Genomic DNA, 25,446 nt, shown 5'->3' on the forward strand with positions numbered 1-25,446 from the left:
TACATTCATTTTACTACAACGGGGCGATTTCTTTTTTGATCTTTCTCAAAAAAACTACAAAAAAGCTCGGGGCTATCCCATCCTTTTGGGACAGCCCCATAAAAGGTTTCATGTATAAAAGGTTTCATGTATACAAGTTATTTAGTGGGTTAAACTTTTCATTGTTATCTTTCAGAGCCGTTCCCCACAAGGCAAGATATCTTTCGGTCATTCTTAGTTGCGAGTGTCTCAAAAGCTTTTGAAGGGTAAATACATCGCCACCGTTCATTAAGAACCTGTGAGCGAACGTATGGCGGAAAGTATGAGCCGATAAACGAACATCTTTGAAATTCATAATGCTTTTTAGTCGTTTAAATACTTTCTTTAGAGCATTAGCTCCCATTTGTTCGCCCTCTCTCGTAGCAAAAACGTATTTGGGCAATTCATCGAAGTTACGTTCACAGAAGATTCGGTATTCTGAAAGCTCTTTTACTAGCTTTTCTGTGATGGGTAGAGTCTGCTGTTTTCGTGCCTTTCCAAATAAAGTGAGAGTTTGATTTATTAAATCCACATCCGACCATTTTAAATTGGCTACCTCACCTATCCGCATGCCCGTACCCAATAAAAGAATGATCAGAGTATGATCCCTATACGCATAATAGGACTTATCCCTTTGTTTCAGTCTTCTGTAATATCCTAACATCTGACGGATATGTTTATCAGTAAAGACTTCGATCCTCGTTTCTTCCTTCGATCTTTTAATCTTCTCCGTAGGATTGTTTTTGACTAAATCATTCTCCAATAAATAATTAAAAAATACTCTGAGATGCTTAAGTTTGTGATTTACCGAGCCTGGTTTATTACCTCTTTCTTTCACTAAATACACTAGAAACGACTTGATGGTTTGTGTTGTAACCTCTCCCACATCGATGATTTCCCTTTCCGAGCAAAAACCTTGAAATGATTTGAGGGTTAATTCATAGTTGTGGATCGTCTTTTCTGAGAGGTTGTTAAAAATCTTCTCATCGATAAAATCTCTGATTGCAAATTTGATTAGCAAAAAAGCCACCTTCCCTCTTTATGCAGGAAAGATGACTTACCGATAAAAAACGTAACTGAAGTTGGTCACTTTACTATCAAAATTCGAAAGATGCTGATTTTACTAGGTTGGTGCTGGAGACAGGACTCGAACCTGCGACCCCTTCATTACGAGTGAAGTGCTCTACCAGCTGAGCTACACCAGCATGTTGCATATGGGGATTTTGGTGGAGGCGAGCGGAGTCGAACCGCTGTCCGAAGATATCGCCACGCCAGTTTCTCCGAGCGCAGTCACTGTATTGAAGGTCTCGCCGTTGAAACTGCCCAGTGACAGGCGATTTCGCGGGCCAGCCACCTTGGTTTCGCCGTTCAGACGGTGGCGCTCTGATTGGCTAGCCTACTGGATGATGAGACCCGGCGGCTCCACATAGGCGATGGAGAAGCGGGTCCTGGCCGGCTTATTAAGCAGCCAGAGCGTAGTTTTCTTGTTTGCCAGTTACATTTTGGCGTCCGCGTGTTTAACGAGAAACGCAGCCCCTCGGCTCGCTGCTGACGCTCGAACTATCCCCGTCGAATCCCATGAACGCCCCCGAGATTCTGAGAGAACGTGATGCGCTTTTATTGGCTACAGTTCTAGATTGTAACATGTTTCATGCTAAATTGCAATGGTTTTTATCTGTAGTTTTGTTCTTTGAGCTTGCGTTGGATCATGCGCTCGGCATCTCTTTTGGCGGCGGTGGCGCGTTTGTCGTAGAGCTTTTTCCCTTTGGCAAGGGCGAGCTGTACTTTGGCGAAGCCGTTGCGGAGATGGATGTCGAGCGGGATGAGGGTGAGGCCTTTAAGTTTGGTTTGGCCGATCAGTTTGTCAATTTCTTTTTTGTGCATGAGCAATTTACGGGTGCGGGTGGGGTCCACGTTGAAGCGGTTGCCCTGTTCAAACGGGCTGATATGCATGCCGACGATAAACAGTTCGCCTTTATCGATACGGGCATAGCTGTCGCGGAGATTGACCCGGCCCTGGCGGATCGACTTGATCTCGGTTCCGGTGAGAACGATGCCGGCTTCAAATGTTTCTTCGATGTGGTAGTCGTGGGTGGCTTTTTTGTTTTTGGCGATCACTTTTGTTCCTTTGTTTCCCATCGTTTTCACCTCTTCCCGTAAAATGCTGCAAGTTAAATTATATCAAAAATACGGATAATGGGTCAATCAAAAAATTAGAATTTCAAAGGGAAAAGGAGGATGTTTTCTCCTCCCTTCTTTATTTCTTTTTGGCCGATTTCTTGTTGCGGGGGCTTTTTTTCTTCTTCTTTTTCGTTTTTGGGGAAGCTTTCTCGGATGCTTTGCCGGGTCTGGCCTTTTTCTTCTCCTGCTCTGCTTTTTTTCGCTTTTTTGCTTTGTTTTTTCCTTTTTTGGCCGGTTTGGTTTCGTGTTCGGTTAAATGCTCCAGCAGTTCAAAGTCAATTTTCCGTTCTTCCAGATTGACTCCGCTGACCCGGATGCGGACTGGATCGCCGATGCGGAAGATGTGTCCGGTGCGCTCACCGATCAGGGAGTAGGAGCCCTCATCATAATGGTAATAGTCATCGGTGAGGTAGCTGAGGTGGACCAGACCTTCAATGGTGTTTGGCAGTTCGACAAAGATGCCGAAAGAGGTGACGCCGCTGATCAGGCCTTCATACTCTTCCCCGATTTTGTCCATCATGTATTCAGCCTGCTTGAGGTCCTGGGTCTCCCGTTCGGCGTCGACGGCGATGCGCTCGCGGATGGATGAATGCTGGGCGGCATCGGGCAGATAGGAGTTGAGCTGCTCCATTCGTTCCACAGACAGGCTGCCCTGGGTTAACACTTCCCGGATCACGCGGTGGATTAGCAGGTCGGGATAGCGGCGGATCGGTGACGTAAAGTGTGAGTAGAAAGGGGCGGCCAGCCCGAAGTGGCCCACACACTCGGCAGCATATTTGGCTTGTTTCATGGAGCGCAGCATCACAGTGCTGATCACATGTTCTTCCGGTTTGCCGCGGACTTTTTCCAGCAGGGTTTGCAGGGCGCGGGGCTTCACTTTATCCGGCTTTCCCTTGACGGAATAGCCGAAGGTGGTAACAAATTCATAAAAGGATTGAAGCCTCTCTGTATCCGGGTTTTCGTGAATCCGGTAGACAAAGGGGATCTCTAAGCGAAAAAAGTGTTCGGCGACGGTTTCGTTGGCGGCCAGCATAAATTCCTCAATCAGCTGTTCGGCAACGGTACGGGGACGCTTGACCACATCGATGGGTTTGCCGCGTTCATCCACGATCACTTTGGCTTCGGCAAAGTTAAAATCGATGGCGCCCCGTTTTAACCGCTTTTTGCGGAGAATTTCTGCCAGCCGGGCCATCAGGCGGAAATCTTCCACCAGCGGCTGGTACTTTTTGATCAGTTCGGGGTCCTCGTCGACCACAATTTTTTTGACATCGCTGTAGGTCATCCGCTCGTTGGTCCGAATGACGCTCTGGTAGATCTCATGGTCTACAATGCGGCCTTCCGGGTCAATTTCCATATCGCAGGTCATGGTGAGCCGGTCTACTTTGGGATTTAAACTGCAGATCCCGTTGGACAGGCGTTTGGGCAGCATGGGAATGACGCGATCCACCAGGTACACGCTGCAGCCGCGCTCATAGGCTTCCCGGTCCAGGGCGCTGCCTTCTTTGACATAATAGCTTACATCGGCGATATGTACTCCGAGGCGGATATTGCCATTGTCCAGCTGCTCCACGGAAACCGCATCATCCAGGTCTTTGGCATCTTCGCCGTCAATCGTCACCATCGTGCGTTCACGCAGGTCACGGCGCCCTTTGATCTCTGCTTCGCTGATCTTGTCGGGGATGGTGTCTGCTTCCTGCATCACCGCTTCCGGAAAAGCTTCCGGCAATCCGTGCTTGCGGATAATGGAGAGAATATCTACACCCGGGTCATCTTTATGACCCAGGATTTCCGTAATTTCTCCCTCCGCGCTGTGGCGTCCGGTCACCTGATGAAGCTTGACCACCACTTTTTGCCCGTCACGGGCGTTCATTTGAAATTCCGGTGCAATAAAAATATCGGCGGTGATGCGTTTATCATCGGGGATGACAAAGCCGAAATGGGTGGACAGCCGGGTAAAGGTGCCGACAATTTTGTTGCGCCCCCGCTTCAGGATGCGGACAATCTCCCCTTCCGGGCGCCGCTCGTTTTGCTTTCGGGTATGAATGCGGGCCAGCACCAGGTCGCCGTCCATGGCTCCGTTCATATCGTTTAGATGGATATAAATATCCTTTATATTCGGCGTGTCGGGAATGACAAAGCCGAACCCTTTGGCGTTTCCTTGCAGGGTACCGCGGATCAGGTTTAGTCGTTCCGGAACACCATAGCGTTTGGTTCGGGTCTGGACAATTTTCCCCTCTGCTTCCAGGTCTGCAAGCAATTCAACGAAGGTTTCCCGTTCTGCCTCCTCTACTTGAAAAGCTTCCATCAATTCTTCCAAATTTAGCGGCTTATACGCCTTTTCCAGCATAAACCGCTGAATTTCCTGTTCTGTTGGCATGCCATTGACTGCTGCTTCATTCAAACGGCACCAATCATCTTCTCAGCAGCAGATGTTCACCTCTCTTTATTTATGAGCTATTTTTCGCACAAAGTCTTCCACTTCATGAAACAGTTTTCTCCGTTCTTTATCCAGCGTGATGATATGGGAAGAGTTTTCATACCAGGATAAATATTTGACGGGGGATGAGATATGTTCGTATATGTAGTCTGCACTTTTCGGTACAACCGTTTCATCATTGCGTGACTGGATGACCAGTGCAGGTGCCTGTACCCGGGGCATGCATTTGCATACCTGGCGGATCAACCGGTTTAAACTGCTCACACATTTGAGCGGGGTCCGGTCATACGGAACCAGGTGAGCTTCGATTTCGGGATCTTTATGGGATGAGCGTACTTTATACGGGATAAACAGGCGAATCAGATCAACGATCAGCGCGCGGCGGTCCTTAATCCATACCGGGGAGCACATCGCGATGACCCCGTCGACCGGTTTTTGCGCCGCCAGATACAGGGAGAGCGCGCCGCCCATGGAAAGCCCTGCGACAAACAGTTTCTCAACACCTTCATTTTTTAGCCGCTCGTAAGCATCCAGCACACTTTTCCACCAATCTTTCCAGCCCGTTTTTTCCATCTCTTCCGGGCTGGTTCCGTGCCCCGCCAACAGCGGAGCGTAAACGGTATAGCCCCTGTCTTTCAAATATTGGCCCATCGGCCTCATTTCAGAAGGAGTTCCCGTAAAACCATGTATGAGTAGGATACCCGTATTTCCACCTGAATAAAAAAAGGGTTCCGGAGATCGTTTGCTGATATTCACTGTTCTCACCTTTTAATCTAAGTTGTGTCTCTCTAACAGTATCTCCAAGATTGCAAAAAATTTCACATCTACTCTAACATAGCACAGAAGCGGCAAAAGGGGAATAAAAAGAAAAAAGCCACCCGTAAGGAGTGACTTTTCTCTGATCGAATTATTTGTGCCTGGCAACGTCCTACTCTCCCGGGGGCCTTCGCCCCAAGTACCATCGGCGCTGGAGGGCTTAACGATCGTGTTCGGGATGGGAACGAGTGGATCCCCTCCGCCATCATCACCAGACAAGAAAGATTATAACATGCTTTTATACAGAATGCAACTGTTTTTTATAAAAAAACAAGCGAAATAAAAACAGCCGACCATTGTCAGCTGTCTTATTTGATAAAGTACCCTACTACCAGCGCCATAATCATAAACAAAATGGCTAAAGCGGTGGTCACTCTGGACAGCAGGGCATCAAGTCCGCGCGCTTTCGCTTTTCCCATCAGGTGTTCGGCTCCACCGCCGATTGCACCGGACAAACCTGCACTTTTACCCGATTGAAGAAGGACGACAATAATCAGTCCGATACTGATGATCGCAAGAATGATTTTAGATGCGATCTCCATGGCTTTACCTCCTCGCCACTTTTCCACTGCAGTAAATGTACCATATACCGAACAGTATTTCAACAAAGAAAAAACAAGCCCGCGTGCCGGACCGGCGGTTTGTCGGGCTTGTTTTTCAGGTGAGATTATCCTTTCAGATTGTAGAAAGCTGCCTGACCCGGGTATTGAGCCGTATGGGCCAGTTGATCTTCAATCCGGATTAATTGATTGTATTTCGCTACCCGGTCGGTACGGGAGGGGGCGCCTGTTTTAATTTGGCCGGCCCCTGTCGCCACGGCGATATCAGCGATGGTGGTGTCTTCCGATTCACCGGAGCGATGGGAAATGACAGCGGTATAACCGGCCCGTTTTGCCATTTCAATCGCATCAAAGGTTTCGGTGAGGGTACCGATCTGGTTTACTTTCACCAGGATGGAGTTTCCGACACCTTTTTCAATTCCCTGTGCAAGTCGTTCCGTGTTGGTGACAAACAGGTCATCCCCAACCAGTTGCACTTTGTTGCCCAGACGGGCGGTCAGTTGTTTCCATCCTTCCCAGTCGTCTTCAGACAGGCCGTCTTCAATGGAAATGATCGGATATTTGCTGACCAGTTCTTCATAGAAAGTGATCATTTCCGCAGTAGTTCGGGTGACTCCTTCACCGGCAAAGTGGTATTTTCCGTCTTTGTACAGCTCGGTGGAGGCCACATCGAGAGCCAGCATCACATCGGTTCCCGGTTTATAACCGGCACGTTCAATAGCGGCAACAATGGTTTGCAGGGCTTCTTCATTGGAAGATAAGTTGGGGGCAAATCCGCCTTCATCCCCTACCCCGGTCGCATTTCCTTTTTCTTTTAATACTGCTTTCAGGTTGTGGAAAATTTCCGTTCCCATGCGGACAGCTTCACGAAGGCTGTCAGCGCCGACCGGCATAACCATAAATTCCTGAATGTCGACGTTATTGTCGGCATGGGCTCCCCCGTTTAAGATGTTCATCATCGGCACGGGGAGAACTTTGGAGTTAAATCCGCCAAGATAGGAGTAGAGTGAAATCCCCAGTTCCTGGGCGGCGGCGCGGGCAACAGCCATCGATACGCCGAGAATGGCATTGGCACCGAGGTTTCCTTTATTCGGCGTGCCGTCCAGTTGAATCATCGCCTGGTCAATCGCTACCTGGTCCAGGGCATCCAAACCTTCGATTTGCGGTGCGATTACATCATTTACATTTTGCACAGCTTTTAATACGCCTTTGCCCAGATAACGTTCTTTATCTCCATCGCGCAGTTCTACTGCTTCATATGCACCGGTGGAGGCGCCGGATGGAACAATGGCGCGGCCAAAAGCACCGGATTCCAGTACCACTTCTACTTCAACCGTTGGATTGCCCCGGGAATCCAATACTTCACGGGCATATACATCATGAATGATCGTCATGGGTAACCCCTCCACTTATGATAGTATCAGCGATTTTCCTGTCATTTCTTCCGGTTTCTTCACATGGAGCAGATGCAACAAGGTTGGTGCCAGATCTGCCAGAATCCCGTCATCGCGAAGCCGGGCTGATTTGTCTGTCACTATACACGGAACCGGGAAAGTGGTATGGGCCGTATGAGGACGTCCCTGGTCATCGATCACCATATCAGCGTTGCCGTGGTCGGCGGTAATGATGGCAACCCCGCCTTTTTCCAGGACCAGATCCACCACTTTGCCCAGACACTCATCCACTGCTTCCACGGCGCGGATGGTCGGCTCCAGCTTGCCCGAATGGCCCACCATATCCGGATTGGCGAAATTGAGAATAATGGTGTCATGCTTTTCCGCTTCAATTTCCTTTAAAAGCGCGGCGGTCACTTCATAGGCGCTCATTTCCGGTTTCAGATCATAGGTGGCCACTTTGGGAGAGTTGATCAGAATGCGCTCCTCATCCGGGAACGGCTCTTCCCGGCCACCGTTGAAGAAAAAGGTGACGTGCGGGTATTTTTCCGTCTCGGCAATGCGCAGCTGTTTTAAATGATTTTGAGCGATAACCTCTCCGTAAGTGTTATCCAGATTGGTGGGTTTGTAGGCAACATAGCCGTCCACCGATTCACTGAAATGAGTCAGGCAGACATAATAAAGGTTTTTGGGATGTTTGGGTCCGCGGTCAAAGCCGCGGAAGTCATCGTTGGTAAAAGCGAGCGACAGCTGAATCGCCCGGTCGGGCCGGAAATTATAAAAGATGATTGCGTCATCATCCTGAATCGTTCCCACCGGCCGTTCCTGCTCGTCAACAATCACTGTAGGCATGACAAACTCATCATAAATCGATTTTTCATAGGATTCTTTAACCGCCTGAACAGGGTCCCGGTAAGCGGGGCCCTCGCCATATACCATGGCCCGGTAGGATTTTTCCGTCCGCTCCCAGCGTTTATCCCGGTCCATCGCATAATATCTGCCCTGAATCGTCGCAATTTTGCCGACACCCAGCTCTCTTATCTTATCCTGCAACTCTTCAATGTAACGGACAGCACTGTCGGGAGCCACATCGCGCCCGTCCAGAAAAGCATGGACAAATACCTTCTCCAGCTTTTCCCTGGCCGCCAGCTCTAACAGGGCAAACAGATGGTCGATATGGCTGTGCACTCCGCCGTCAGATAAAAGACCGTAAAAATGGAGGCGGCTGTTATTCTCTTTTACATGGCGAATCGCGTTTAAAAAAGTTTCATTTTCAAAAAAACGTCCTTCTTTGATCGCTTTGCTGACCCGGGTCAGATCTTGATAAACAACCCGGCCGGCGCCGATATTTAAATGGCCCACTTCGGAATTTCCCATCTGTCCCTCGGGGAGGCCGACTGCGTTTCCGCTGGCCTGAAGGGTGGTGTGGGGATATTCATTCCAGTAGCGGTCAAAGTTGGGCTTTTTCGCCTGTGCGACGGCATTTCCATGGATTTCTTCACGCAGGGCAAAACCATCCAGAATACACAGAAGAACTGGTTTTGGACGGCTCATGAGGCATCACCTGCAGCGGCGGCTTGAACAAGTTTGCTGAAAGATTCCGGTTGAAGGCTTGCTCCGCCTACCAATGCCCCGTCAATGTTGGGCTGGGCTATGTAGGTGCTGATATTTTCCGGCTTGACGCTGCCCCCGTACTGGATGCGAACCTGTCCGGCCGCCTGTTGTCCAAATAAATCTGCAACTGTTTTGCGAATAAAGCTGATCACTTCTTCGGCATCTTCGGCGGTGGAAGCTTTGCCGGTTCCAATGGCCCAGACCGGTTCATAAGCGATAATCACCCCGGCCACAGCCTCAGGGGATAAACCGTTTAACCCCTGCTTCACCTGATGCTGCACCACCTCTTTGGTTTTGCCGCTCTCCCGCTCTTCCAGAACTTCACCGACACAGACGATGGGAACAAGCCCTCCGCCCAGTGCTGCTTTTACTTTTTGGTTCACTGTTTCGTCGGTCTCGGCAAAATAAGTGCGGCGCTCGGAATGTCCGATAATCACATATTTTACACCCGCAGCCCGCAGCATGGGGACACTGATTTCACCGGTATAAGCCCCTTCATTCTTCTCGTGTACGTTTTGCGCACCCACGCCGATGCGGGTACCCTGCACTTCCCCGACCAGTGCGGGCAGGGCGAGAAAAGGAGCGCATATGACGGTTTCTACATTTCCGGGGAGCTCTGTCTCACGCAAAGCCGCAACAAACCGGATCGCTTCGTCCACAGTTTTATGCATTTTCCAGTTTCCGGCAATCACAGGAGTCCGCAACCTGAACACCACCTATTCTTTATCGTTTAGTACGGCAACTCCCGGAAGTTCTTTTCCTTCCAACAGTTCCAGAGATGCACCACCGCCGGTTGAGATATGGTCAACTTGCCCGGCAAAATCCGCTTTTTCAATGGCTGCCGCCGAGTCTCCGCCTCCCACAATGGTGACGGCATCTGTTTCGGCCAATGCCCGGGCCACCGCATTCGTCCCTTCGGCAAACCGGTCAAATTCAAACACACCCATCGGCCCATTCCAGATCACAAGCTGTGAAGATTTAACCACGGAGGCAAATTGTTCCCGTGTTCTGGGTCCGATATCAAGTGCTTCCATATCGGCGGGAATGCTGTCAATATCGACAATTTCCGCATGGGCATCCGGTGAGAATTGATCGGCGACAACCACATCCACCGGAAGATAGATACGAACCCCTCTTGCTTCGGCGTCCTCCATAAATTTGCGGGCCAGTTCCTCTTTGTCCGCTTCAAACAGAGACTTCCCGATTTCATATCCTCTGGCATGGACAAATGTGTAGGAAAGCCCGCCGCCGATAATCAGGTTGTCCACCTTATCCAGCAGATTTTCAATGACCCCGATCTTATCTTTGACCTTCGCCCCCCCGATAATCGCCGTGAACGGACGTTTCGGATTCGCAAGAGCCTGCCCCAGCGTTTCCAGCTCCTTTTGCATCAGAAAGCCGGCGACGGCTGGCAAATAATCGGCAATCCCTGCTGTAGAAGCATGGGCACGGTGAGCCGCACCAAACGCATCATTGACATAAAGATCGGCCAGTCTGGCAAGCCCCCGCGCCAACTCCGGGTCATTCTTTTCTTCACCCGGGTAGAAGCGGACATTTTCCAGCAAAAGAACTTCTCCGTTTTCCATCCGGTTGACGCGTTGTTCCACATCGGGGCCTGTGGCTTCATCCACTTTGGCAACCGGTTTACCCAAATATTCAGCCAAACGATCAGCCACCGGCGTTAAACGCAGCTCCTCCACCACTTTTCCTTTCGGGCGGCCTAAGTGGCTGGCCAAAATCACTTTGGCACCATGGTCGATCAGGTACTGAATGGTGGGCAGGGCAGCCCGAATTCGGGTATCGTCGGTAATTTTGCCATCTTCCATCGGAACATTAAAATCAACGCGGCAAAATACCCTTTTTCCACGAACATCTGCATCTTTGATTGATTTCTTGTTCATGGCGCTCCTCCTTGGCATGAGAAAGAGGAGAGAAACTCTCCTTCTGTGTTGATAAAGGCTTTTGGCTGGAGCCGGGGCCATTGCTTGATGGCATTCTTTGCAAAAACGCCCCGGATGCCAGTTTGTTATCAGCCCGGGAGGGAAAGCCTCTCAATGTGAGTGGTCCATCCCGAAAAAAGTATAGCACATATCAATTTTCCGTATAACACAAATCTCTTTGTCAGCTGAAATTAAAAGCCTTTACGCGCGATATAGCTTGCCAGATCAACAACGCGGTTTGAATAGCCCCATTCATTATCATACCAGGAGACCACTTTTACCATATTGCCTTCCAGAACCATGGTAGACAGGGCGTCAATGGTGGAAGAATGAGGGTCTCCGTTGTAATCAATCGATACCAGCGGCTCTTCAGAATAATTGAGGATTCCTTTTAACTCACCTTCAGCCGCCTGGCGGAGGGTCGCATTTACTTCGTCTGCCGTTACTTCTTGATCCAGCTCTGCCACTAAGTCAACGACAGAGACGTTTTTGGTTGGAACCCGCATAGCAAAACCGTTCAGTTTTCCTTTTAATTCAGGCAGGACAAGCGAAACGGCTTTTGCGGCACCCGTCGTTGTGGGAATGATCGATTCTCCGGCTGCACGGGCGCGGCGCAAATCTTTGTGGGGGAGGTCCAGGATTTGCTGGTCGTTGGTAAAGGCATGTACAGTCGTCATTAACCCGCGGCGAATTCCGAACTTTTCATGCAGCACTTTGGCAAAAGGTGCCAGACAGTTGGTGGTACAGGATGCATTGGAAATCACATGATGGGCGGAAGCATCATACTTGTCTTCATTGACCCCCATCACAACCGTAATATCCTCATCAGTCGCAGGAGCGGAAATAATCACTTTTTTGGCTCCGGCTTGCAAGTGTTTCTCCGCATCGTTGCGTTTGGTAAAACGGCCCGTAGATTCAACAACAATTTCCACACCGAGTTTCGCCCATGGAAGTTGTACAGGATCACGTTCCGCAATTACTTTCACTTCGCGGCCATTCACGGTAAAGCCTTCCGCGGTCGCCTCCACGGATGCTTCCAATTTGCCGTGGACAGAGTCATATTTCAGCAGATGTGCCAGGGTTTTGGCATCTGTCAAATCGTTCACTGCGACCACTTCTAACTCCGGATGGTTCAACATTGCCCGAAACACGTTGCGGCCAATCCGGCCAAATCCGTTAATCCCTACTTTTGTTTTTGCCATTCTTCTCTTCCTCCTATTTTTCTCTTCAGTATTATGACCACGAAGGGTCCGGCTTATTTCTGCCTTTATGAATGAACAACCTGTTTAAGGATGGCTCTGGCAGCTCCTTCATCAGTAATTAAAGTATCCTGGGACAGCATGGAGCAAATGGCCGAGATTGCTTCCGCTTTACTGGAACCCCCGGCTACCGCGATGATTTTTTCTACCCGGTTTAGGTCTTTCATCTGCAATCCCGCCGTCTGGACCCGGTAGACAATCTCACCCTGGCGGTTGAAGTAGTAACCAAAAGATTCCCCAACCGCCCCCGACTCTTCTAACTTCTCCAATACTGCCCGCGATGATTTGCGGCGAATCGCCATTGTTTTGGCATCACCGACACCATGCACAACGATTCTGGCATGGCGGATCGACTCCAGAACTTCTTGAATGTTGGGTTCGCGGATCAATGTCTGGTATGATTCATCGCTCAACTGGTCCGGGACATGCAGCAGCCGGTATTTCCCGCCTGTCTTTTTTGCCATCATGGAAGCAATATAGTTGGCCTCCAGTTCCACCGCTTCTCCAACACCGCCGCGGGCAGGAACAAAGGTAGTCATTTTAAAAGCAGGTGTCGGCATCATCGATTCCGCAACTGCCAAAATGGTGCTTCCTCCGGCAACAGCCACAATTTGGTCAGGGATGGCATATTGCTTCAGCAACCGCGCACCTGCCCGACCCATCTCTTTTTTTACCCAATCGGATCTGTCAGCATCCCCCGGTACGATGACAACCCGGCCAATGCCGAGATATGCGCTCAAATCTGCTTCTAACTGTGTCAGGCCAAACAACTCTTTGATCAGAGACTCCATGTCTGCCAGCAGATCTGTCCCGCTTGCTGTCAATCTCATCCCGCTCGCATCTACCAGAACCAACCCCTGGGCCCGCAAAAAATCCACTTCTGCGCGCAAAACCCTTTCTGTTGTATGTAAGGCTGCGGTTAAGCTGCGGCGTCCTACCGGTTGCATCAGTTGAATATGGCGCAGAATCTCGTATCTTTTGCGCATGACCTGAAGGAGGTCCGGCAATAACTGTTTTTGGATATTGAGTAACTTTTCCATGCGCACCCCTTCGGGGACATATTTTGTCCCACATAAACAAAAAGTGTCCCGATCAGTTCAAAAAAAATCCCCTTGTGTGGGGTCACTTAAATTTTATCGTAACCGGGGATGGTTTGACAAGTTTTCGTTGCCTATTTTTTCTGTGAATGTGTGTGTCACAGGGGGAGGGCAGGATTTCTGTCTCGCTCAGATTGGGGCCCTTCGAGGAAGTAGAAATGGCCGCTCCAAAAACTCCACAAGGGGCGCAGGCATTAGGTCAGAGAAGCGAAGTCAATAAAGAATTCCGCTCGGTCGGTCACCAAAAGGTCCTCCCCGGACATTCTGCTTCCCCGGTATGAGTAAACTTTCATACCAGGGTTGTGGCGCATCCAGTCATTTAGGGGTTAATGTGAAAGTGCCATCCATCAAGTGTAGCGCTTTCGTGCGGAGGAAGCGGCTATCCCCATCTCTTCCCTATATTTGGCAACTGTTCTGCGCGAAATTCGGATTCCTTCCAGCTGAAGCTGATTGGAGATTTTTTGGTCAGATAAAGGCTTTTCTTTATCTTCTTCATCAATCAACTGCTTTATTTTCATTTTAACCGTTTTGGCAGAGAGATCCTCTCCGTTCTCGGTAGAGAGCCCTGACGGGAAAAAGAAACGAAAGGAAAATAAGCCGCGCGGGGTCTGCATGTATTTATGTTGCGTCGCCCGACTGATCGTAGATTCATGTAAATTCAGTTCTTCGGCTATTTGCTTGAGCGTAAGCGGTTTGAGGTAGTCCAATCCTTTATCCAAAAAGCCGCGCTGTTTGCTGACAATGGCATCGGCCACCCGGTAAATCGTATCCCGGCGTTGTTCAATCCCTTTGACCAGCCATAAGGCGGATTGCATCCAGTTTTTTAAGTAGGCGGCGGCCTCTTCCCCATACAGTTCCTTTTGCGCCAAAAGCTTTTGATACCGGGGGTTGATCGTCAACCGGGGCATATCCTTTTCGTTCAGGACAACCTGGTATTCACCATCCACCCGTTCTACAACAACATCGGGATATACATAACGGGGCGATGTTGCCGGATAACTGCTTCCCGGACGTGGATTACATGATTTTATTTCATCAATTGCCGCCTGGACCTCAAGCACATCAACCCCTAATTTGTGGGCAATTCTCCTCAACTTCCCGTCTGCAACCGCAGGAAGGTGGTCCCTTGCAATCTCAATGGCCAGACGGTTTGGATTTTCTTTTCGCAACAGCTGAATTTCAATGCACTCTGAAAGCGATCGGGCTCCGACACCATCCGGTTCCATTGAATGCAGAACGGCCAAACAACGCTCATATTCATCTTCACCGATTTGGAAACGCTTACATACACTTATAGAATCAATATCCAAATATCCTTTCTCATCCAAGTTGCGGATCAGGTAAAGACAAATATTTCGTTCCTTCGCATCAAGGTCATAATCGCACAACTGGGCCTCTAAAGCATCCGCCAGTGATGCCGGTCCCGCCGCCACCCGTTCAATTGGATTTTCTTTTTCAGTCGAGGCTGCGGCAGGGGAATAGGGAGCGCTTTTGCCCAAATGTTTCAGCCCATTCAACTCTTCCACTTCGTTTGTTGCCACACTCTTTTCATCAAATTCCAATACGGGGTTTTCCGTCATCTCCTGCTGGATATATTGGAGCAAGTCAGTTGCGGAGTACTGCAAAATCTGGATGGCCTGACGCAATTCCGGCGTCATCACCAACTTTAACCGCTGTTCCTGCATTAAACTGTAACCCATCTGTAAAGCCATTTGCTCACCTCCGCCAATATATAACTATGTCTTTCAATTGTCCATCGATGACGAAAAATCGCTTCTTACACATCATTTATATATCATAAGGCAAGCTTATTTACTTGTGTTAATAAACCACCTTTATTTTATCATATTGCTCCGTTGATCTCTGCTTTCTTTTTATTCCATTCCAAATGCACAGGAACCTGATCTAAATATGGCTTGCAAATATAAATTGGGCTGTGTTATAATTTCTTTTGTCCGCGTCATATGCGCCTATAGCTCAGGGGATAGAGCACTGGTCTCCGGAACCAGGTGCCCAGGTTCGAATCCTGGTAGGCGCACCAAATGGTCATCAATCAGCAAACGCCTTCCGTTGTGTTTTTGTTCCTTAGTGAATCGACACGCCGGAAGGTGTTTTTTGTTTTGAGAGAAACAGCATTCTTAATCTGAAACCAAATCAGGCGATGCATTGCCCATGCGAATCATCGAGAACGCCACTGAAGATGAGATAAGTGCATGGCGGAGCTTCCATAAGGAAGGTGTGATTCTCAGTTCTACCTTTGCTTCAACGAGGCGTTCCAACAGATCGCCCACCGGTTCAACAGCCAATGGAGTAATAGATTGACTTGAGGCGTAGTAACCGGCATTGGCGTCCACACATTCAAACGTTTCGCCCGGCAAATGGTAGACATACAACCGGGTATCCCGGACCCGGTTCAACCAATCGCTTTCAATAGCGATAATCCGGCGTGCAGAAGTGTGGGCAAAAAAACTGTCCCGATCGCCGGGGGTAGTGTTCGGTGTGGTCCAGAACGCGATGCGCGGGCAGTCACGCGGAAAATAGTAGTGGGGTGCATGTTCTTCATCAATCGCCCAAACGAGCGGCGGCTGGCCGGGATTTGTTTTCGGTACATGCGGGACAAACAGGGTAATGTCCGGGTTTTCACTAAAGTGGAACAGTCGCACTGGCAACACCTCATCCAGAAGATTGCTTAAATATCTTTGACCATCGTATTTTTGGTTTAAAAAAATGCCCAAAAGGAAAGGATGTAGAAGATATTTTAGGCTGTACAACGGATCAAAAATGAGCCTGTTATGATTATTTTTTGATCTGTGGTATTTGACCTTTTTTGACCTTTAGTGTATCATGACAGTAGGTTACGCCAATTACCTGATCCAACAGATGTGGTTTTCATTTGTTACACATAACAGAAAATGACATAGAAGAAAGGGGGAAGGGTGCAATTACAACCCCTTGCACCCGCATAGATGAACCTCGTACCGATTGTGGTGGAACAGACGAACCGTGGTGAACGTTCTTACGATATCTACTCTCGTCTGTTAAAAGACCGCATTATCTTGATCGGAAGCCCGATTACAGATGAAGTTGCCAACCTGGTCGTGGCCCAGCTTCTCTTTTTGCAAGCTGAAGATCCTGAAAAAGATATTAACTTGTATATCAATTCTCCGGGAGGTTCCATCTCGGCAGGATTGGCAATTTTCGATACCATGCAGTTTGTTAAACCTGATGTTTCCACCATCTGTATAGGAATGGCCGCTTCGATGGGCGCCTTTTTGCTTGCTGCCGGGGCCAAAGGGAAACGTTTCGCTTTGCCGAACAGCGAAGTGATGATTCATCAGCCGCTGGGTGGAGCCCAGGGCCAGGCGAGTGATATTGAAATCAGGGCAAAACGCATTTTGCGTATGCGTGACCGTTTAAACCACTTACTGTCTGAATTTACAGGCCAGCCGCTGGAAAAAATTGAGCGCGATACTGACCGCGATCACTTTATGAGCGCAGAAGAAGCCCGTGAATACGGTTTGATCGATAAAGTATTGATAAACCTGGATAAAAAGGAATAAATTTGCGTAAGCCTTTGAACCTGGCGTTCAAGGGCTTTTTTGTCTACGTATTTCCGATCCGGTATTCATTTACCTTGAAATATTACAATCAGCAGCCTTTTCAAAAACTATAAATAAAATCCAGGACAACATCGTGTACATCTCATAGAACTGCCTTCAGGTTTATTTTCCTTATGACTCATATCCTCCGCCCGGCTATAGAAACGCTTTTGCGATATAATAAAGCTTGATATGTGGATCAAGGAGCCGAAAAACATGAAAAATCGATTTGATAAACAAGAGCGGATGCTGTTATGGGTATGTATAGTGATTGCTGTCGTCATGCTGCTGGCGTTTGCCGGGCGGCTGTTTCGCTAACGGGTGTTTGCCCGGCATTCTGACTGGCTGCGGTGCCGTCCGCTTGCGATCGCTTCCTGTTCGGTACGGAAAAAGACCCGGTTCTTTCGTTTAATCTGCTTTGCAGCACTGCAGCTTATTTTATGATAAACAGCACTGTTCTTTGAAGCAACAAACTGAGCTTCTGCCTCCACCGCTTCAGGATGAAAGCCGTCGGCTCTGGCGTAATCTCTTACTGACCAAATGCCGAGGCTCTTTTTCTTCGCGCTATTCTCCAGCTGCCGATAAAAATCCTCATACTTGGCATCAGGCTCAAATACATAGGCAACACGGGCCAATCCCCTCTCAAGCAGCAATTGTTGGACCGATGTTTGTTCATCCAGATACAGATAAGCTAATAGCCGTCCGTATTTGTCCCGTTCATTTTCTCCTTTTTCCAGTAAAACTTCTTTTCCGGGAGGCAGTAATTTTGTAACAAAACGTTTCGCCTGGCTTCCAAAAGGCTGTTCTCCTTTTTCCCGGTGGTTTGTCTCAGGAGTGTCGATCAACAGCATTCGGACTGTTTCCTCTTCCCCGTCCAGTTTCACTTTTACTGTATCCCCGTCAATCACTTCAACCACCCGGGCGGAAATCTTTTTATTTCCGGGGAGATCTTGTGAACAACCAACGATCACAACAGACAAAGCAAACAGAACCACAAACGAAATGAGACGTACCCAAACCCTCATCCCAAACTCCTTTCTCATAACATCTTCTTGCAGCATAAGTTTACCATACACTGAGAGCCAATTTGGAGCGTGACAGAAATCAGCCCCCCTTGACTACACTTTCAAAAAAACACCCAAGAGATATCCAGATTCTCCTTCTCCTATCGGCAGAATTAAATGGGTGAAAAGCTCACCGCCGTAAGAAAAAGACATTCTTTGATATTTTGGGTGGTCACGATTATAGCAAAATTTTTATATTTCACTGTTTCTTCCCGGGTGACCCCTTCAAAGGGAAGGGATGGATCCCCCCGTCAGATGGTTGAAAGCGTGAATGAATAAAAACAGACGAACATTGAGAATATTAAAGGGCGGAAAAAGTTGGAGCCGCTCTCGGTGCCGATATCCAATGGATGATGGTCCTTTGTCGGGTGATGAAGAAATACATGAAGGGAGAATCCTGTATGCCTAATCTTATCGCGGAACGCGTTGCTTCTTTGGACTGGAAGTTGTTGCAGCAATCGCTGGACGAGCATGGATATGCTTTGATTCCTCCTTTATTGGACAATGATCAGTGCCGCGAAATCATAAATATGTATGATGAGGAAACCTTCTTTCGAAGCACGATTGATATGACCAGATACCGGTTTGGAAGGGGAGAGTACAAATATTTTCAATCTCCTCTTCCGCCCTTGTTGCAACAACTGCGAACAAGCTTTTACCCCGAACTGGCAAAAACGGCGAATCGGTGGCTACAGCGGCTCGGAGGTGATGCAATCTATCCGTCTGATCTTCAGGAATTTCTCGATCAATGTCACCAGCAGGGACAGGTACGCCCAACACCGCTGATTTTAAAGTATGAAGCAGGTGGATACAATTGTCTGCATCAGGATTTGTATGGTGACATTTTCTTTCCGTTCCAGGTGGTATTCACATTAAATCAAAGAGGGGTGGATTACACCGGTGGGGAATTTATACTGGTGGAACAAAGGCCAAGGGCACAAAGCAGGGGACATGTGATTACATTGGAACAAGGATCAGGACTAATCTTTCCCACCAATCATCGTCCTGTTTCCGGAAAGCGTGGTTACTATAAAACCCGACTTCGACACGGGGTCAGTACAATCACTTCAGGTACGAGATATACCTTAGGTATTATTTTCCATGATGCGGAATGATTCTCGAGCGTTATACTAATAGCGGCCTAAATAGTGTAAAACCTCTGGGGGATTCCGCATGAAGAGCTTTTTTATAAATACCCAAAAAAGACTCCCTAATAAAGGAACAGGGAGTGTCATTTCAGTACAAATGTTTCCCTTAACTTATGGCAAATGCGATTGTATCCTTTAACAAGAATCTCAAAAAAACCATCTGATCTCTTTAAGCAGTTGAGACCAGATGGCTTTATTTATTCCGAAATTGATTCTTCCGGACTTAACACACGAACTTTAAACGGGTTAACCGGGGCTTCACGCTTGATTACCCTGTGCACTTCCCTGGCAATCCGGGGATATTGTGCAGGGTCAATTTGCCTTTTCGGAATCACATAAACCATAATATTACGGCCGTTATAGTCGATGACAATATCCTTGACTCCCGCCACATTCATCCCGGCTATTTTCATTTTGCTTTCAGGAAAACCTACATTCGTAAATGAATGGCTGTCATTATCTAATCCTGTTCTCTCTTCAGGTCTTTCAAATCGCTGACACGCGACCAGCTGAAGCAGCACCAAGCAGAGAATGAAACCGAATTTCCAACTCATAAACCCACCTCCGTGCCCTTGCCGTTAGTTTGGAACACGGACATGGATTTATGCACAGGAGAGCGGAAATTATCCGGCCAGCGTTTCAGGTGTGTGAAAATCCTCCTGTTTCAGCTTTTGTTCGGTGAGGACCAGACTCGCCATCAGAATAAGTTCAAACGCTGAGCCGATGACAAAACTCTCGAGAGATACCGCCAAAATCCCTCCCGCAGTGGCGACAACCACGCCCAGCAATAAAACCGGCCATCTCAGCTGACGCCATACCATCACTGCTGAAATAAAGAGAGGAATTAATGTCAGTAAGGTGGAGTAAGACAGGTAAGAATCCGCATCGACGGAGGCGTAGCGAACCACTCCGCTTTGAGTGACCGGCTCCAGATTGATCCATACAATTTCTGTAAATACCCCGATGACGGTTAATGAAAAGGTGTACAGGTTGTAGATAATATGTGTGCTGAGATACTCTGACCATTCAACATTGATGCGCCGCAAAATGTCCAGGGCAACAAATACCAGTGTCGGAGTTAAGAGCACATGGAGAAGATAGCGAAAGAGACTCATGACCTCCAGAACTTCCCCTTCGCCCATCCATCTGCCCAGTGATAAGACCAAATTATTGTAAATCAGACCGACAATAATAAAAAAGATCCATGATGTCCCCCAAAATGAGGACTCCCGAAAGAAACGAAAGCTCCAAACAGATAGTATCAAATATAAGAAAGTAATCAGTGGATAAAGGAACGCGTCCATGTTTTCCTCCATACAGGTGATCAGATTCACGGCAAATCATCGGACAAGTCAAAACCTTATAACAAATAATGAAGCGAATAAGTACGATCTTTTATGGTCTGTTTGCCTCCATCTTATAAAAAAATCGTTCCGTGTGAACAGAGAAAATGTTACATGATTTGCACGTTTTTGTGAGGGTTCATGGTTTCACAGACAAAAAATAAGAGCCACCGATCCTGCCGGGCTCTTAATGTTCATTTTGTTATTCAGATTTGGTTACAATTTCCGCCAGTGCATTGACGGCTTCTTCAGCATCGGCACCGTCAGCGGTGATGGTAATCTCGGTGCCTTTGGATACAGCAAGGCTCATGATGCCCATAATGCTTTTGGCATTCACTTTTTTGTTTTCTTTTACCACAAAGATCTCAGAGGCAAATTTATTCGCGACTTGTACAAACAGTGCAGCCGGACGGGCATGCAGACCCGTTTGCAAGTTAACAACTACTTTTTTTTCCACCATCGAAGGTCCTCCTTTTTTGTAAATGGTTATATAGAAACCTTAAATACAGGGTATTCACTGATGTTAAAGCGAGCGGCGCAGTTGTTTCGCCATTTCATCCAATTTGCGCAAACGATGATTAATCGCTGATTTGCTTACTTTTCCGCCGGGGAGCAATTCTCCCAGTTCGGTCAGGTTTACTTCCGGATATTTCAGCCTTGTCTCCGCAACCTCCCGCAAGCGCTCCGGAAGCTGTTCAAGCCCGATCTCGCGGTCAATCAAGCGGATGTTTTCAATTTGCCGCATCGCTGCTTGAATCGTTTTATTGAGATTGGCTGTCTCACAGTTGACGAGCCGATTCACCGAATTGCGCATATCCTTCATGATGCGGACGTTTTCAAAGTGCAGCAGAGAAGGATGGGCGCCGATGATATTAAGAAACTCGCCGATTTTGTCTCCTTCTTTAATATAAACCACATACCCTTTTTTTCGCTCAATCACCTTGGCGTGCAGATGATATTCGTTCATCAGCCGGCAGAGAGCTTCACTGTGATCGTGATAGGTGGAGACAATTTCAAGGTGATACGAGGCACTGTCCGGGTTGTTTACAGACCCACCGGCTAAAAAAGCCCCCCGCAAGTAAGCCCGTTTGCAACAAGGTTCCTGCAGAAGCTCCGGCGAAATGCCCGCAACCCGTTCCCAGGTCCCTTTATGAAAAATACATAAATCAGACAATATTTCATTGGCCCGGGACGTCAGACGAATCAGGTAAACATTGTTTTTTTTCAGGCGAACTTTTTTGCGCACCAAAACTTCCGGCTGTACCTGATACAGCTCTTTGAGGAGGGAAAACATATAACGGGCCGTCGATGGATTTTCTGTCATAATATCCAGCATAAAATGTTTCTGCTTGAGCTGAACCGTCCCGTTCATCCGCACCAGAGCTGATAATTCCGCCCGTTTGCAACAGGCCTTTGACTCCAATTGAGTCAACTCTTTTTTTGTCACCGAGGTAAAGGACATACAGCATCCCTTCTTTAAACGCTTTGCCGCTGTTGGATCTCTTCCCGAATCAAACGCAGAATATGCCGGCTGATTCGGTCTGCATCATGTCTGAGCACTGACTGGTATAACAATAAATTATCTGCAAGGACATGACAACCTAATTTATGAATCCGCTCAATATCCGGGATCACCATTCGCTGTTGTCTCACGGCATACTGTTTTTGAATCGAGAGCGGAGGTACTTCATTATTAATAATGGCAATCTCAAATAAGCGGTCGCCGACATGATCATAAATTGCCTTAATATGGTCACTCGCAGTGAAACCATCCGTTTCACCCGGCTGGGTCATCACATTGCAGATATAGATCTTAACAGCAGGGGAGGAGCGAATCGACTCACTCATATCCTTTACTAATAAATTCGGTAGAATACTTGTATAAAGACTGCCCGGTCCCATGATGATTCCATCCGCTTCCTCGATAGCGCGCAGGGCTTCATCTAGCGGTTTGGGATCAGGAGGATTCAGAAATACACGGCGAATCCGCTTTCCCATTTTCGGGATTTGCGATTCACCTTTCACAATGGTTCCGTCGGACATCTCTGCCAGCAAAACCACGTCCTGCTCACTGGCGGGCAATACCCGTCCGCGTACAGCAAGAACGCGGCTCATCTCTCTGACTGCCTGCGTAAAATCACCGGTAATTTCCTTCATCGCCGCGATCATCAGGTTTCCAAGCGTATGTCCCGCTAACCCTTCACCGTTTTCAAAACGATACTGGAACACACTTTCCAACAACGGTTCCGTATCCGCCAGCGCAACGAGCACATTTCGTATATCACCCGGCGGGGGCATTTGCAGGTCGTTGCGCAGCCGGCCGGAACTGCCTCCATCGTCCGCTACTGTGACGATGGCCGTAATATCGACCGGAAGCTTTTTCAATCCCCGCAAAATCACAGATAACCCTGTTCCGCCTCCAATGCATACAATGTTCGGGCGGCCCGGTCTTTTCGACTCATAATCGGACTTGATTGACACCTTTTTTATCCGCCTTTCTCGATGTCTCGGTGTGTCACCCGGCAACGCTCTTGATCTTTGAATTTGTTAAAAAGATATTCTGCAATCGCAACAGAACGGTGCTTTCCACCTGTACAACCGATTCCTATCACTAACTGGGTTTTCCCTTCCCGACTGTATTGGGGCAACAAAAAACTGAACATATCGGTCAGTTTCTCCAGGAACTGCTTTGTTTCCGTCCATTTCATTACATATTCCGCCACATCTTGATCTTTACCCGTTTGCGGGCGAAGTGAATCTACATAGTGGGGGTTCGGCAAAAATCTCACATCAAATACAAGATCGGCATCAATCGGAACGCCGTGCTTAAAGCCAAACGAGAGAAATGTAACCGCCAGCCCGGACTGATCCAGGTGAGAAAAGCGCATCGCGATTTTCTTTTTGAGGTCACCCGGTTTTAACTGGCTGGTATCAATAATCTGGTGCGCCCGCCCTTTAATTTCTTCAAGCAGTTTCCGCTCCTGCACAATCCCGTCCAGCGGTGTGCCGTCAGGAGAGAGCGGATGTCTGCGCCTTGTTTCTTTATATCGGCGAACCAGAGTCTGGTCACTGGCATCTAAAAACAAAATCTGATAGTGGATTCCATGCCGTCTCTCCAATTGGTCCAGAGAATCAAAGAGAGAAGAGAAAAATTCACGTCCCCTCAGGTCAATCACAAGTGCTGCTTTGCGAAGTTTCCCTTCCGATTGCTCCAGCAACTCCGCAAACTTGGGCAACAAGATGGGAGGCAGGTTATCAATACAGAAAAACCCTAAATCTTCAAGGCTTTGTACGGCTACGGTTTTCCCCGCTCCAGACATTCCGGTGATGACGAGCAGATTTACTTCCTTTTCCTTTTCCATGGCCATCACCTCTTCATCCAAATCATTACTCTCTATTATACCTTAGTTTGGTGAACGGGCGATAAGACCAGCAGCGCCAATTATTCCCGCCTGGTTGCCCAGCTTCGCAGGTAAAATCTCTACACCCTGAGCCGCATTTTTTTGTGTCACCTTCCCATAGGCAAGGCGAAGCGGTTCAAACAATGCATCTCCTGCTTTGGAAACTCCTCCTCCAATAATAAAGCGGGCAGGATTCAGAACCACGGAAAGTATCGCCAGCGCACGGGCCAACGCGTCAATCGCCCTGTCAATAACTTCTTGCGCCAGCTTGTCATTCCGGGCAGCCGCTGCAAAAAGATCCCTGGTGGTTAACTGGTTTTGTCCAGGCACCATTTCCTTTAAAATGGAAACCCTTCCCTCATTCAGCCCTTCCATTGCCATCCGAACCATACCGGTTGCCGAAGAGATGGTCTCCAAACAGCCGGTTTGCCCGCAGTTACACTGATATCCGCGGGGATCCATCTGTATATGGCCGATCTCGCCTGCAAACCCGTTCATGCCTTGAATTAGGCGGCCGCCTGCAATAATCCCCCCTCCTACACCTGTTCCCAGAGTGATACAAACCACATCATCCACACCGGCTCCGGCGCCGCACCAGGCTTCACCCAGAGCAGCTACGTTGGCATCATTGTTAATCACAACCGGCAGTTCCCAGGCTGCTTGTAATCGATCACGGATGGGGACCTCGTTCCAGCCAAGGTTGGTCAGATGCTTGACCACTCCGTTTGGAATATCCAAAAAACCGGGCAGGCCAACTCCGATTCCCCCAATCTGATCCCAGGGCGTACCGGACTGGTTTGCTAAATCTCTGGCATGGGAAATCATGCGTTTGATGACACCGTCGGGCCCCTCTTGTCCCAATGTAGGTTGTTCCATTTCACAGACAATGTGACCGGTACCGTCAACCACCCCCATTTTCATACTGGTTCCGCCGAGATCCACACCAATATATCTTTTTTCCATGATCTGCAAACTCCTTAGAAGTAATATCTATAAAAAAAGTTCATTCACAGAATGGTTCCCAATATTATAAAATCCTTGCATGCGCTTTCACTACTTGTTGATTAGAATACCATCTTTAGCACCTCTGAACAACAAGAATTCCGGGCAAAAAAAGAAGCGGCACAAGTCCGCCTTCAGAGAAAAAATAATTTGAAACATTTATCATCTAAGGGGGTCCTGTCCAGTATAGATCAGAAGATTAGATCCCCTGTTATTATTTCTTTAAATAAATGTAAAACACTTATCCTTTCAAACCGGACAGAAACGTTTCAATCTGCTCTTTTGTTTTCGCATTCCGGCTCGGAAGGCGATCCACCTCTTCCCCGTTGCGAAAGACGATAAAAGTGGGAATTCCCTTTACATCATACTGTTCGGCAATGTTCCGGGATTCGTCCACATCCAGAACGGCAAACGAAAACTTGTCGGCAAACTCTTCTGCAATGGCCGGCATGTCAGGGGCGATCCGTTTGCAATCAACACACCAGTCGGCACTAAATTCAACCACTTTGTCTCCTTCACGAATAAAGGATGAAAATGATTCGGAGTTCAACTTTTCCATACGATGCTCCCTCC

24 protein-coding genes, 2 tRNA genes, 1 rRNA gene and 1 other RNA gene are annotated in these 25,446 nt (G+C 48.2%); 3 read left to right on the plus strand and 25 right to left on the minus strand.

Annotated elements, in window-relative coordinates:
* Window positions 1–124: 124 nt before the first annotated feature.
* From I8U27_RS17890 to rpoN, 15 genes are all read right to left on the minus strand, one after another.
* Window positions 125–1,039, minus strand: coding sequence for a tyrosine-type recombinase/integrase (locus I8U27_RS17890; protein ID WP_181754369.1), 915 nt, complete (start codon window positions 1,037–1,039; stop codon window positions 125–127).
* 108 nt (window positions 1,040–1,147) lie between these two features.
* A tRNA-Thr gene (locus I8U27_RS17895) sits at window positions 1,148–1,223 on the minus strand.
* A 19-nt stretch (window positions 1,224–1,242) separates the two neighbouring features.
* Window positions 1,243–1,608, minus strand: a transfer-messenger RNA (tmRNA) gene (ssrA, locus tag I8U27_RS17900).
* Window positions 1,609–1,689: 81 nt separating this feature from the next.
* Window positions 1,690–2,157, minus strand: coding sequence for an SsrA-binding protein SmpB (gene smpB, locus I8U27_RS17905; RefSeq protein ID WP_181754371.1), 468 nt, complete (start codon window positions 2,155–2,157; stop codon window positions 1,690–1,692).
* A gap of 118 nt (window positions 2,158–2,275) precedes the next feature.
* Window positions 2,276–4,576 (minus strand): ribonuclease R, encoded by a 2,301-nt coding sequence (gene rnr, locus I8U27_RS17910; protein WP_181754373.1) that lies wholly within the window; start codon window positions 4,574–4,576, stop codon window positions 2,276–2,278.
* 66 nt (window positions 4,577–4,642) lie between these two features.
* Window positions 4,643–5,401, minus strand: coding sequence for an alpha/beta hydrolase (locus tag I8U27_RS17915; RefSeq protein ID WP_332310911.1), 759 nt, complete (start codon window positions 5,399–5,401; stop codon window positions 4,643–4,645).
* Window positions 5,402–5,551: 150 nt separating this feature from the next.
* A 5S ribosomal RNA gene (gene rrf / locus I8U27_RS17920) occupies window positions 5,552–5,668 on the minus strand.
* Window positions 5,669–5,760: 92 nt separating this feature from the next.
* Window positions 5,761–5,994, minus strand: coding sequence for a preprotein translocase subunit SecG (gene secG, locus I8U27_RS17925; RefSeq protein WP_181754375.1), 234 nt, complete (start codon window positions 5,992–5,994; stop codon window positions 5,761–5,763).
* A gap of 125 nt (window positions 5,995–6,119) precedes the next feature.
* A complete protein-coding gene (gene eno / locus I8U27_RS17930) occupies window positions 6,120–7,406 on the minus strand; it encodes a phosphopyruvate hydratase (RefSeq protein ID WP_181754377.1) in 1,287 nt (428 codons plus the stop codon).
* 15 nt (window positions 7,407–7,421) lie between these two features.
* Complete coding sequence (gene gpmI / locus I8U27_RS17935) at window positions 7,422–8,960, minus strand: 2,3-bisphosphoglycerate-independent phosphoglycerate mutase (protein WP_181754379.1); 1,539 nt, start codon at window positions 8,958–8,960, stop codon at window positions 7,422–7,424.
* Complete coding sequence (tpiA, locus tag I8U27_RS17940) at window positions 8,957–9,724, minus strand: triose-phosphate isomerase (protein WP_181754381.1); 768 nt, start codon at window positions 9,722–9,724, stop codon at window positions 8,957–8,959. The genes gpmI and tpiA overlap by 4 nt, the downstream gene beginning before the upstream one ends.
* Before the next feature lie 12 nt (window positions 9,725–9,736).
* A complete protein-coding gene (locus I8U27_RS17945) occupies window positions 9,737–10,921 on the minus strand; it encodes a phosphoglycerate kinase (protein WP_181754383.1) in 1,185 nt (394 codons plus the stop codon).
* Window positions 10,922–11,151: 230 nt separating this feature from the next.
* Complete coding sequence (gap, locus tag I8U27_RS17950; protein ID WP_181754385.1) at window positions 11,152–12,162, minus strand: type I glyceraldehyde-3-phosphate dehydrogenase; 1,011 nt, start codon at window positions 12,160–12,162, stop codon at window positions 11,152–11,154.
* Between the two features lie 65 nt (window positions 12,163–12,227).
* Entirely contained in the window at window positions 12,228–13,259 is a 1,032-nt protein-coding gene (locus I8U27_RS17955; RefSeq protein ID WP_181754387.1) for a sugar-binding transcriptional regulator, read from the minus strand.
* A gap of 404 nt (window positions 13,260–13,663) precedes the next feature.
* A complete protein-coding gene (gene rpoN / locus I8U27_RS17960; protein WP_181754388.1) occupies window positions 13,664–15,028 on the minus strand; it encodes an RNA polymerase factor sigma-54 in 1,365 nt (454 codons plus the stop codon).
* 254 nt (window positions 15,029–15,282) lie between these two features.
* On the opposite strand from rpoN, the gene I8U27_RS17965 reads away from it, so the two are divergent.
* Window positions 15,283–15,357 (plus strand) — tRNA-Arg (locus I8U27_RS17965).
* Window positions 15,358–15,454: 97 nt separating this feature from the next.
* Here I8U27_RS17965 and I8U27_RS17970 read toward each other — a convergent pair.
* On the minus strand, window positions 15,455–15,979 hold the full coding sequence (locus tag I8U27_RS17970) for a DUF6886 family protein (RefSeq protein ID WP_181754390.1): 525 nt from the start codon (window positions 15,977–15,979) through the stop codon (window positions 15,455–15,457).
* A gap of 303 nt (window positions 15,980–16,282) precedes the next feature.
* On the opposite strand from I8U27_RS17970, the gene clpP reads away from it, so the two are divergent.
* Window positions 16,283–16,876, plus strand: a complete 594-nt coding sequence (gene clpP / locus I8U27_RS17975) for an ATP-dependent Clp endopeptidase proteolytic subunit ClpP (RefSeq protein WP_181754392.1) — start codon at window positions 16,283–16,285, stop codon at window positions 16,874–16,876.
* A gap of 353 nt (window positions 16,877–17,229) precedes the next feature.
* On the opposite strand, the gene I8U27_RS17980 is transcribed toward clpP, so the two are convergent.
* Window positions 17,230–17,940 carry a thermonuclease family protein gene (locus I8U27_RS17980; RefSeq protein WP_181754394.1) on the minus strand — a complete coding sequence of 237 codons (711 nt, stop codon included), beginning with the start codon at window positions 17,938–17,940 and terminating at the stop codon, window positions 17,230–17,232.
* 440 nt (window positions 17,941–18,380) lie between these two features.
* Here I8U27_RS17980 and I8U27_RS17985 point away from each other — a divergent pair, with 440 nt between their 5' ends.
* Window positions 18,381–19,094 carry a 2OG-Fe(II) oxygenase gene (locus I8U27_RS17985; RefSeq protein WP_181754396.1) on the plus strand — a complete coding sequence of 238 codons (714 nt, stop codon included), beginning with the start codon at window positions 18,381–18,383 and terminating at the stop codon, window positions 19,092–19,094.
* Window positions 19,095–19,324: 230 nt separating this feature from the next.
* Here I8U27_RS17985 and I8U27_RS17990 read toward each other — a convergent pair whose 3' ends face one another.
* The 8 genes from I8U27_RS17990 to I8U27_RS18025 all read right to left on the minus strand — a co-directional run bounded on the left by I8U27_RS17990 (window position 19,325) and on the right by I8U27_RS18025 (window position 25,432).
* Window positions 19,325–19,681 carry a hypothetical protein gene (locus I8U27_RS17990; protein WP_181754398.1) on the minus strand — a complete coding sequence of 119 codons (357 nt, stop codon included), beginning with the start codon at window positions 19,679–19,681 and terminating at the stop codon, window positions 19,325–19,327.
* A gap of 69 nt (window positions 19,682–19,750) precedes the next feature.
* Window positions 19,751–20,431 (minus strand): hypothetical protein, encoded by a 681-nt coding sequence (locus I8U27_RS17995; protein WP_181754400.1) that lies wholly within the window; start codon window positions 20,429–20,431, stop codon window positions 19,751–19,753.
* Between the two features lie 241 nt (window positions 20,432–20,672).
* Window positions 20,673–20,930, minus strand: coding sequence for an HPr family phosphocarrier protein (locus I8U27_RS18000; protein ID WP_181754401.1), 258 nt, complete (start codon window positions 20,928–20,930; stop codon window positions 20,673–20,675).
* A gap of 63 nt (window positions 20,931–20,993) precedes the next feature.
* The gene (gene whiA / locus I8U27_RS18005; protein ID WP_181754403.1) at window positions 20,994–21,932 is read right to left on the minus strand and encodes a DNA-binding protein WhiA; all 939 of its coding nucleotides are present in this window, start codon (window positions 21,930–21,932) and stop codon (window positions 20,994–20,996) included.
* A 14-nt stretch (window positions 21,933–21,946) separates the two neighbouring features.
* On the minus strand, window positions 21,947–22,951 hold the full coding sequence (locus tag I8U27_RS18010) for a gluconeogenesis factor YvcK family protein (RefSeq protein WP_309506181.1): 1,005 nt from the start codon (window positions 22,949–22,951) through the stop codon (window positions 21,947–21,949).
* Between the two features lie 5 nt (window positions 22,952–22,956).
* Entirely contained in the window at window positions 22,957–23,832 is an 876-nt protein-coding gene (rapZ, locus tag I8U27_RS18015) for an RNase adapter RapZ (protein ID WP_374057946.1), read from the minus strand.
* A gap of 42 nt (window positions 23,833–23,874) precedes the next feature.
* Window positions 23,875–24,834: an ROK family glucokinase gene (locus tag I8U27_RS18020; RefSeq protein WP_220186040.1), complete on the minus strand. Its 960-nt coding sequence runs from the start codon at window positions 24,832–24,834 to the stop codon at window positions 23,875–23,877.
* Window positions 24,835–25,114: 280 nt separating this feature from the next.
* A complete protein-coding gene (locus I8U27_RS18025; protein WP_181754407.1) occupies window positions 25,115–25,432 on the minus strand; it encodes a thioredoxin family protein in 318 nt (105 codons plus the stop codon).
* Window positions 25,433–25,446: the final 14 nt, after the last annotated feature.

The organism is Paenactinomyces guangxiensis, from assembly GCF_016055185.1.
Taxonomy (GTDB): domain Bacteria; phylum Bacillota; class Bacilli; order Thermoactinomycetales; family Thermoactinomycetaceae; genus Paenactinomyces; species Paenactinomyces guangxiensis.

Bases quoted from the DNA above. Each gene is read 5' to 3' on its own strand.
- rapZ (WP_374057946.1), bottom strand. From the start codon at position 23,832: ATGGAAAAGGAAAAGGAAGTAAATCTGCTCGTCATCACCGGAATGTCT.
- gpmI (WP_181754379.1), bottom strand. From the start codon at position 8,960: ATGAGCCGTCCAAAACCAGTTCTTCTGTGTATTCTGGATGGTTTTGCC.
- I8U27_RS17990 (WP_181754398.1), bottom strand. From the start codon at position 19,681: ATGAGTTGGAAATTCGGTTTCATTCTCTGCTTGGTGCTGCTTCAGCTG.
- I8U27_RS17985 (WP_181754396.1), top strand. From the start codon at position 18,381: ATGCCTAATCTTATCGCGGAACGCGTTGCTTCTTTGGACTGGAAGTTG.
- I8U27_RS17945 (WP_181754383.1), bottom strand. From the start codon at position 10,921: ATGAACAAGAAATCAATCAAAGATGCAGATGTTCGTGGAAAAAGGGTA.
- clpP (WP_181754392.1), top strand. From the start codon at position 16,283: ATGAACCTCGTACCGATTGTGGTGGAACAGACGAACCGTGGTGAACGT.
- rpoN (WP_181754388.1), bottom strand. From the start codon at position 15,028: ATGGCTTTACAGATGGGTTACAGTTTAATGCAGGAACAGCGGTTAAAG.
- I8U27_RS17955 (WP_181754387.1), bottom strand. From the start codon at position 13,259: ATGGAAAAGTTACTCAATATCCAAAAACAGTTATTGCCGGACCTCCTT.
- gap (WP_181754385.1), bottom strand. From the start codon at position 12,162: ATGGCAAAAACAAAAGTAGGGATTAACGGATTTGGCCGGATTGGCCGC.
- I8U27_RS17980 (WP_181754394.1), bottom strand. From the start codon at position 17,940: ATGAGGGTTTGGGTACGTCTCATTTCGTTTGTGGTTCTGTTTGCTTTG.
- smpB (WP_181754371.1), bottom strand. From the start codon at position 2,157: ATGGGAAACAAAGGAACAAAAGTGATCGCCAAAAACAAAAAAGCCACC.
- I8U27_RS18020 (WP_220186040.1), bottom strand. From the start codon at position 24,834: ATGGAAAAAAGATATATTGGTGTGGATCTCGGCGGAACCAGTATGAAA.
- rnr (WP_181754373.1), bottom strand. From the start codon at position 4,576: ATGCCAACAGAACAGGAAATTCAGCGGTTTATGCTGGAAAAGGCGTAT.
- secG (WP_181754375.1), bottom strand. From the start codon at position 5,994: ATGGAGATCGCATCTAAAATCATTCTTGCGATCATCAGTATCGGACTG.
- whiA (WP_181754403.1), bottom strand. From the start codon at position 21,932: ATGTCCTTTACCTCGGTGACAAAAAAAGAGTTGACTCAATTGGAGTCA.
- I8U27_RS18025 (WP_181754407.1), bottom strand. From the start codon at position 25,432: ATGGAAAAGTTGAACTCCGAATCATTTTCATCCTTTATTCGTGAAGGA.
- I8U27_RS18000 (WP_181754401.1), bottom strand. From the start codon at position 20,930: ATGGTGGAAAAAAAAGTAGTTGTTAACTTGCAAACGGGTCTGCATGCC.
- I8U27_RS17995 (WP_181754400.1), bottom strand. From the start codon at position 20,431: ATGGACGCGTTCCTTTATCCACTGATTACTTTCTTATATTTGATACTA.
- eno (WP_181754377.1), bottom strand. From the start codon at position 7,406: ATGACGATCATTCATGATGTATATGCCCGTGAAGTATTGGATTCCCGG.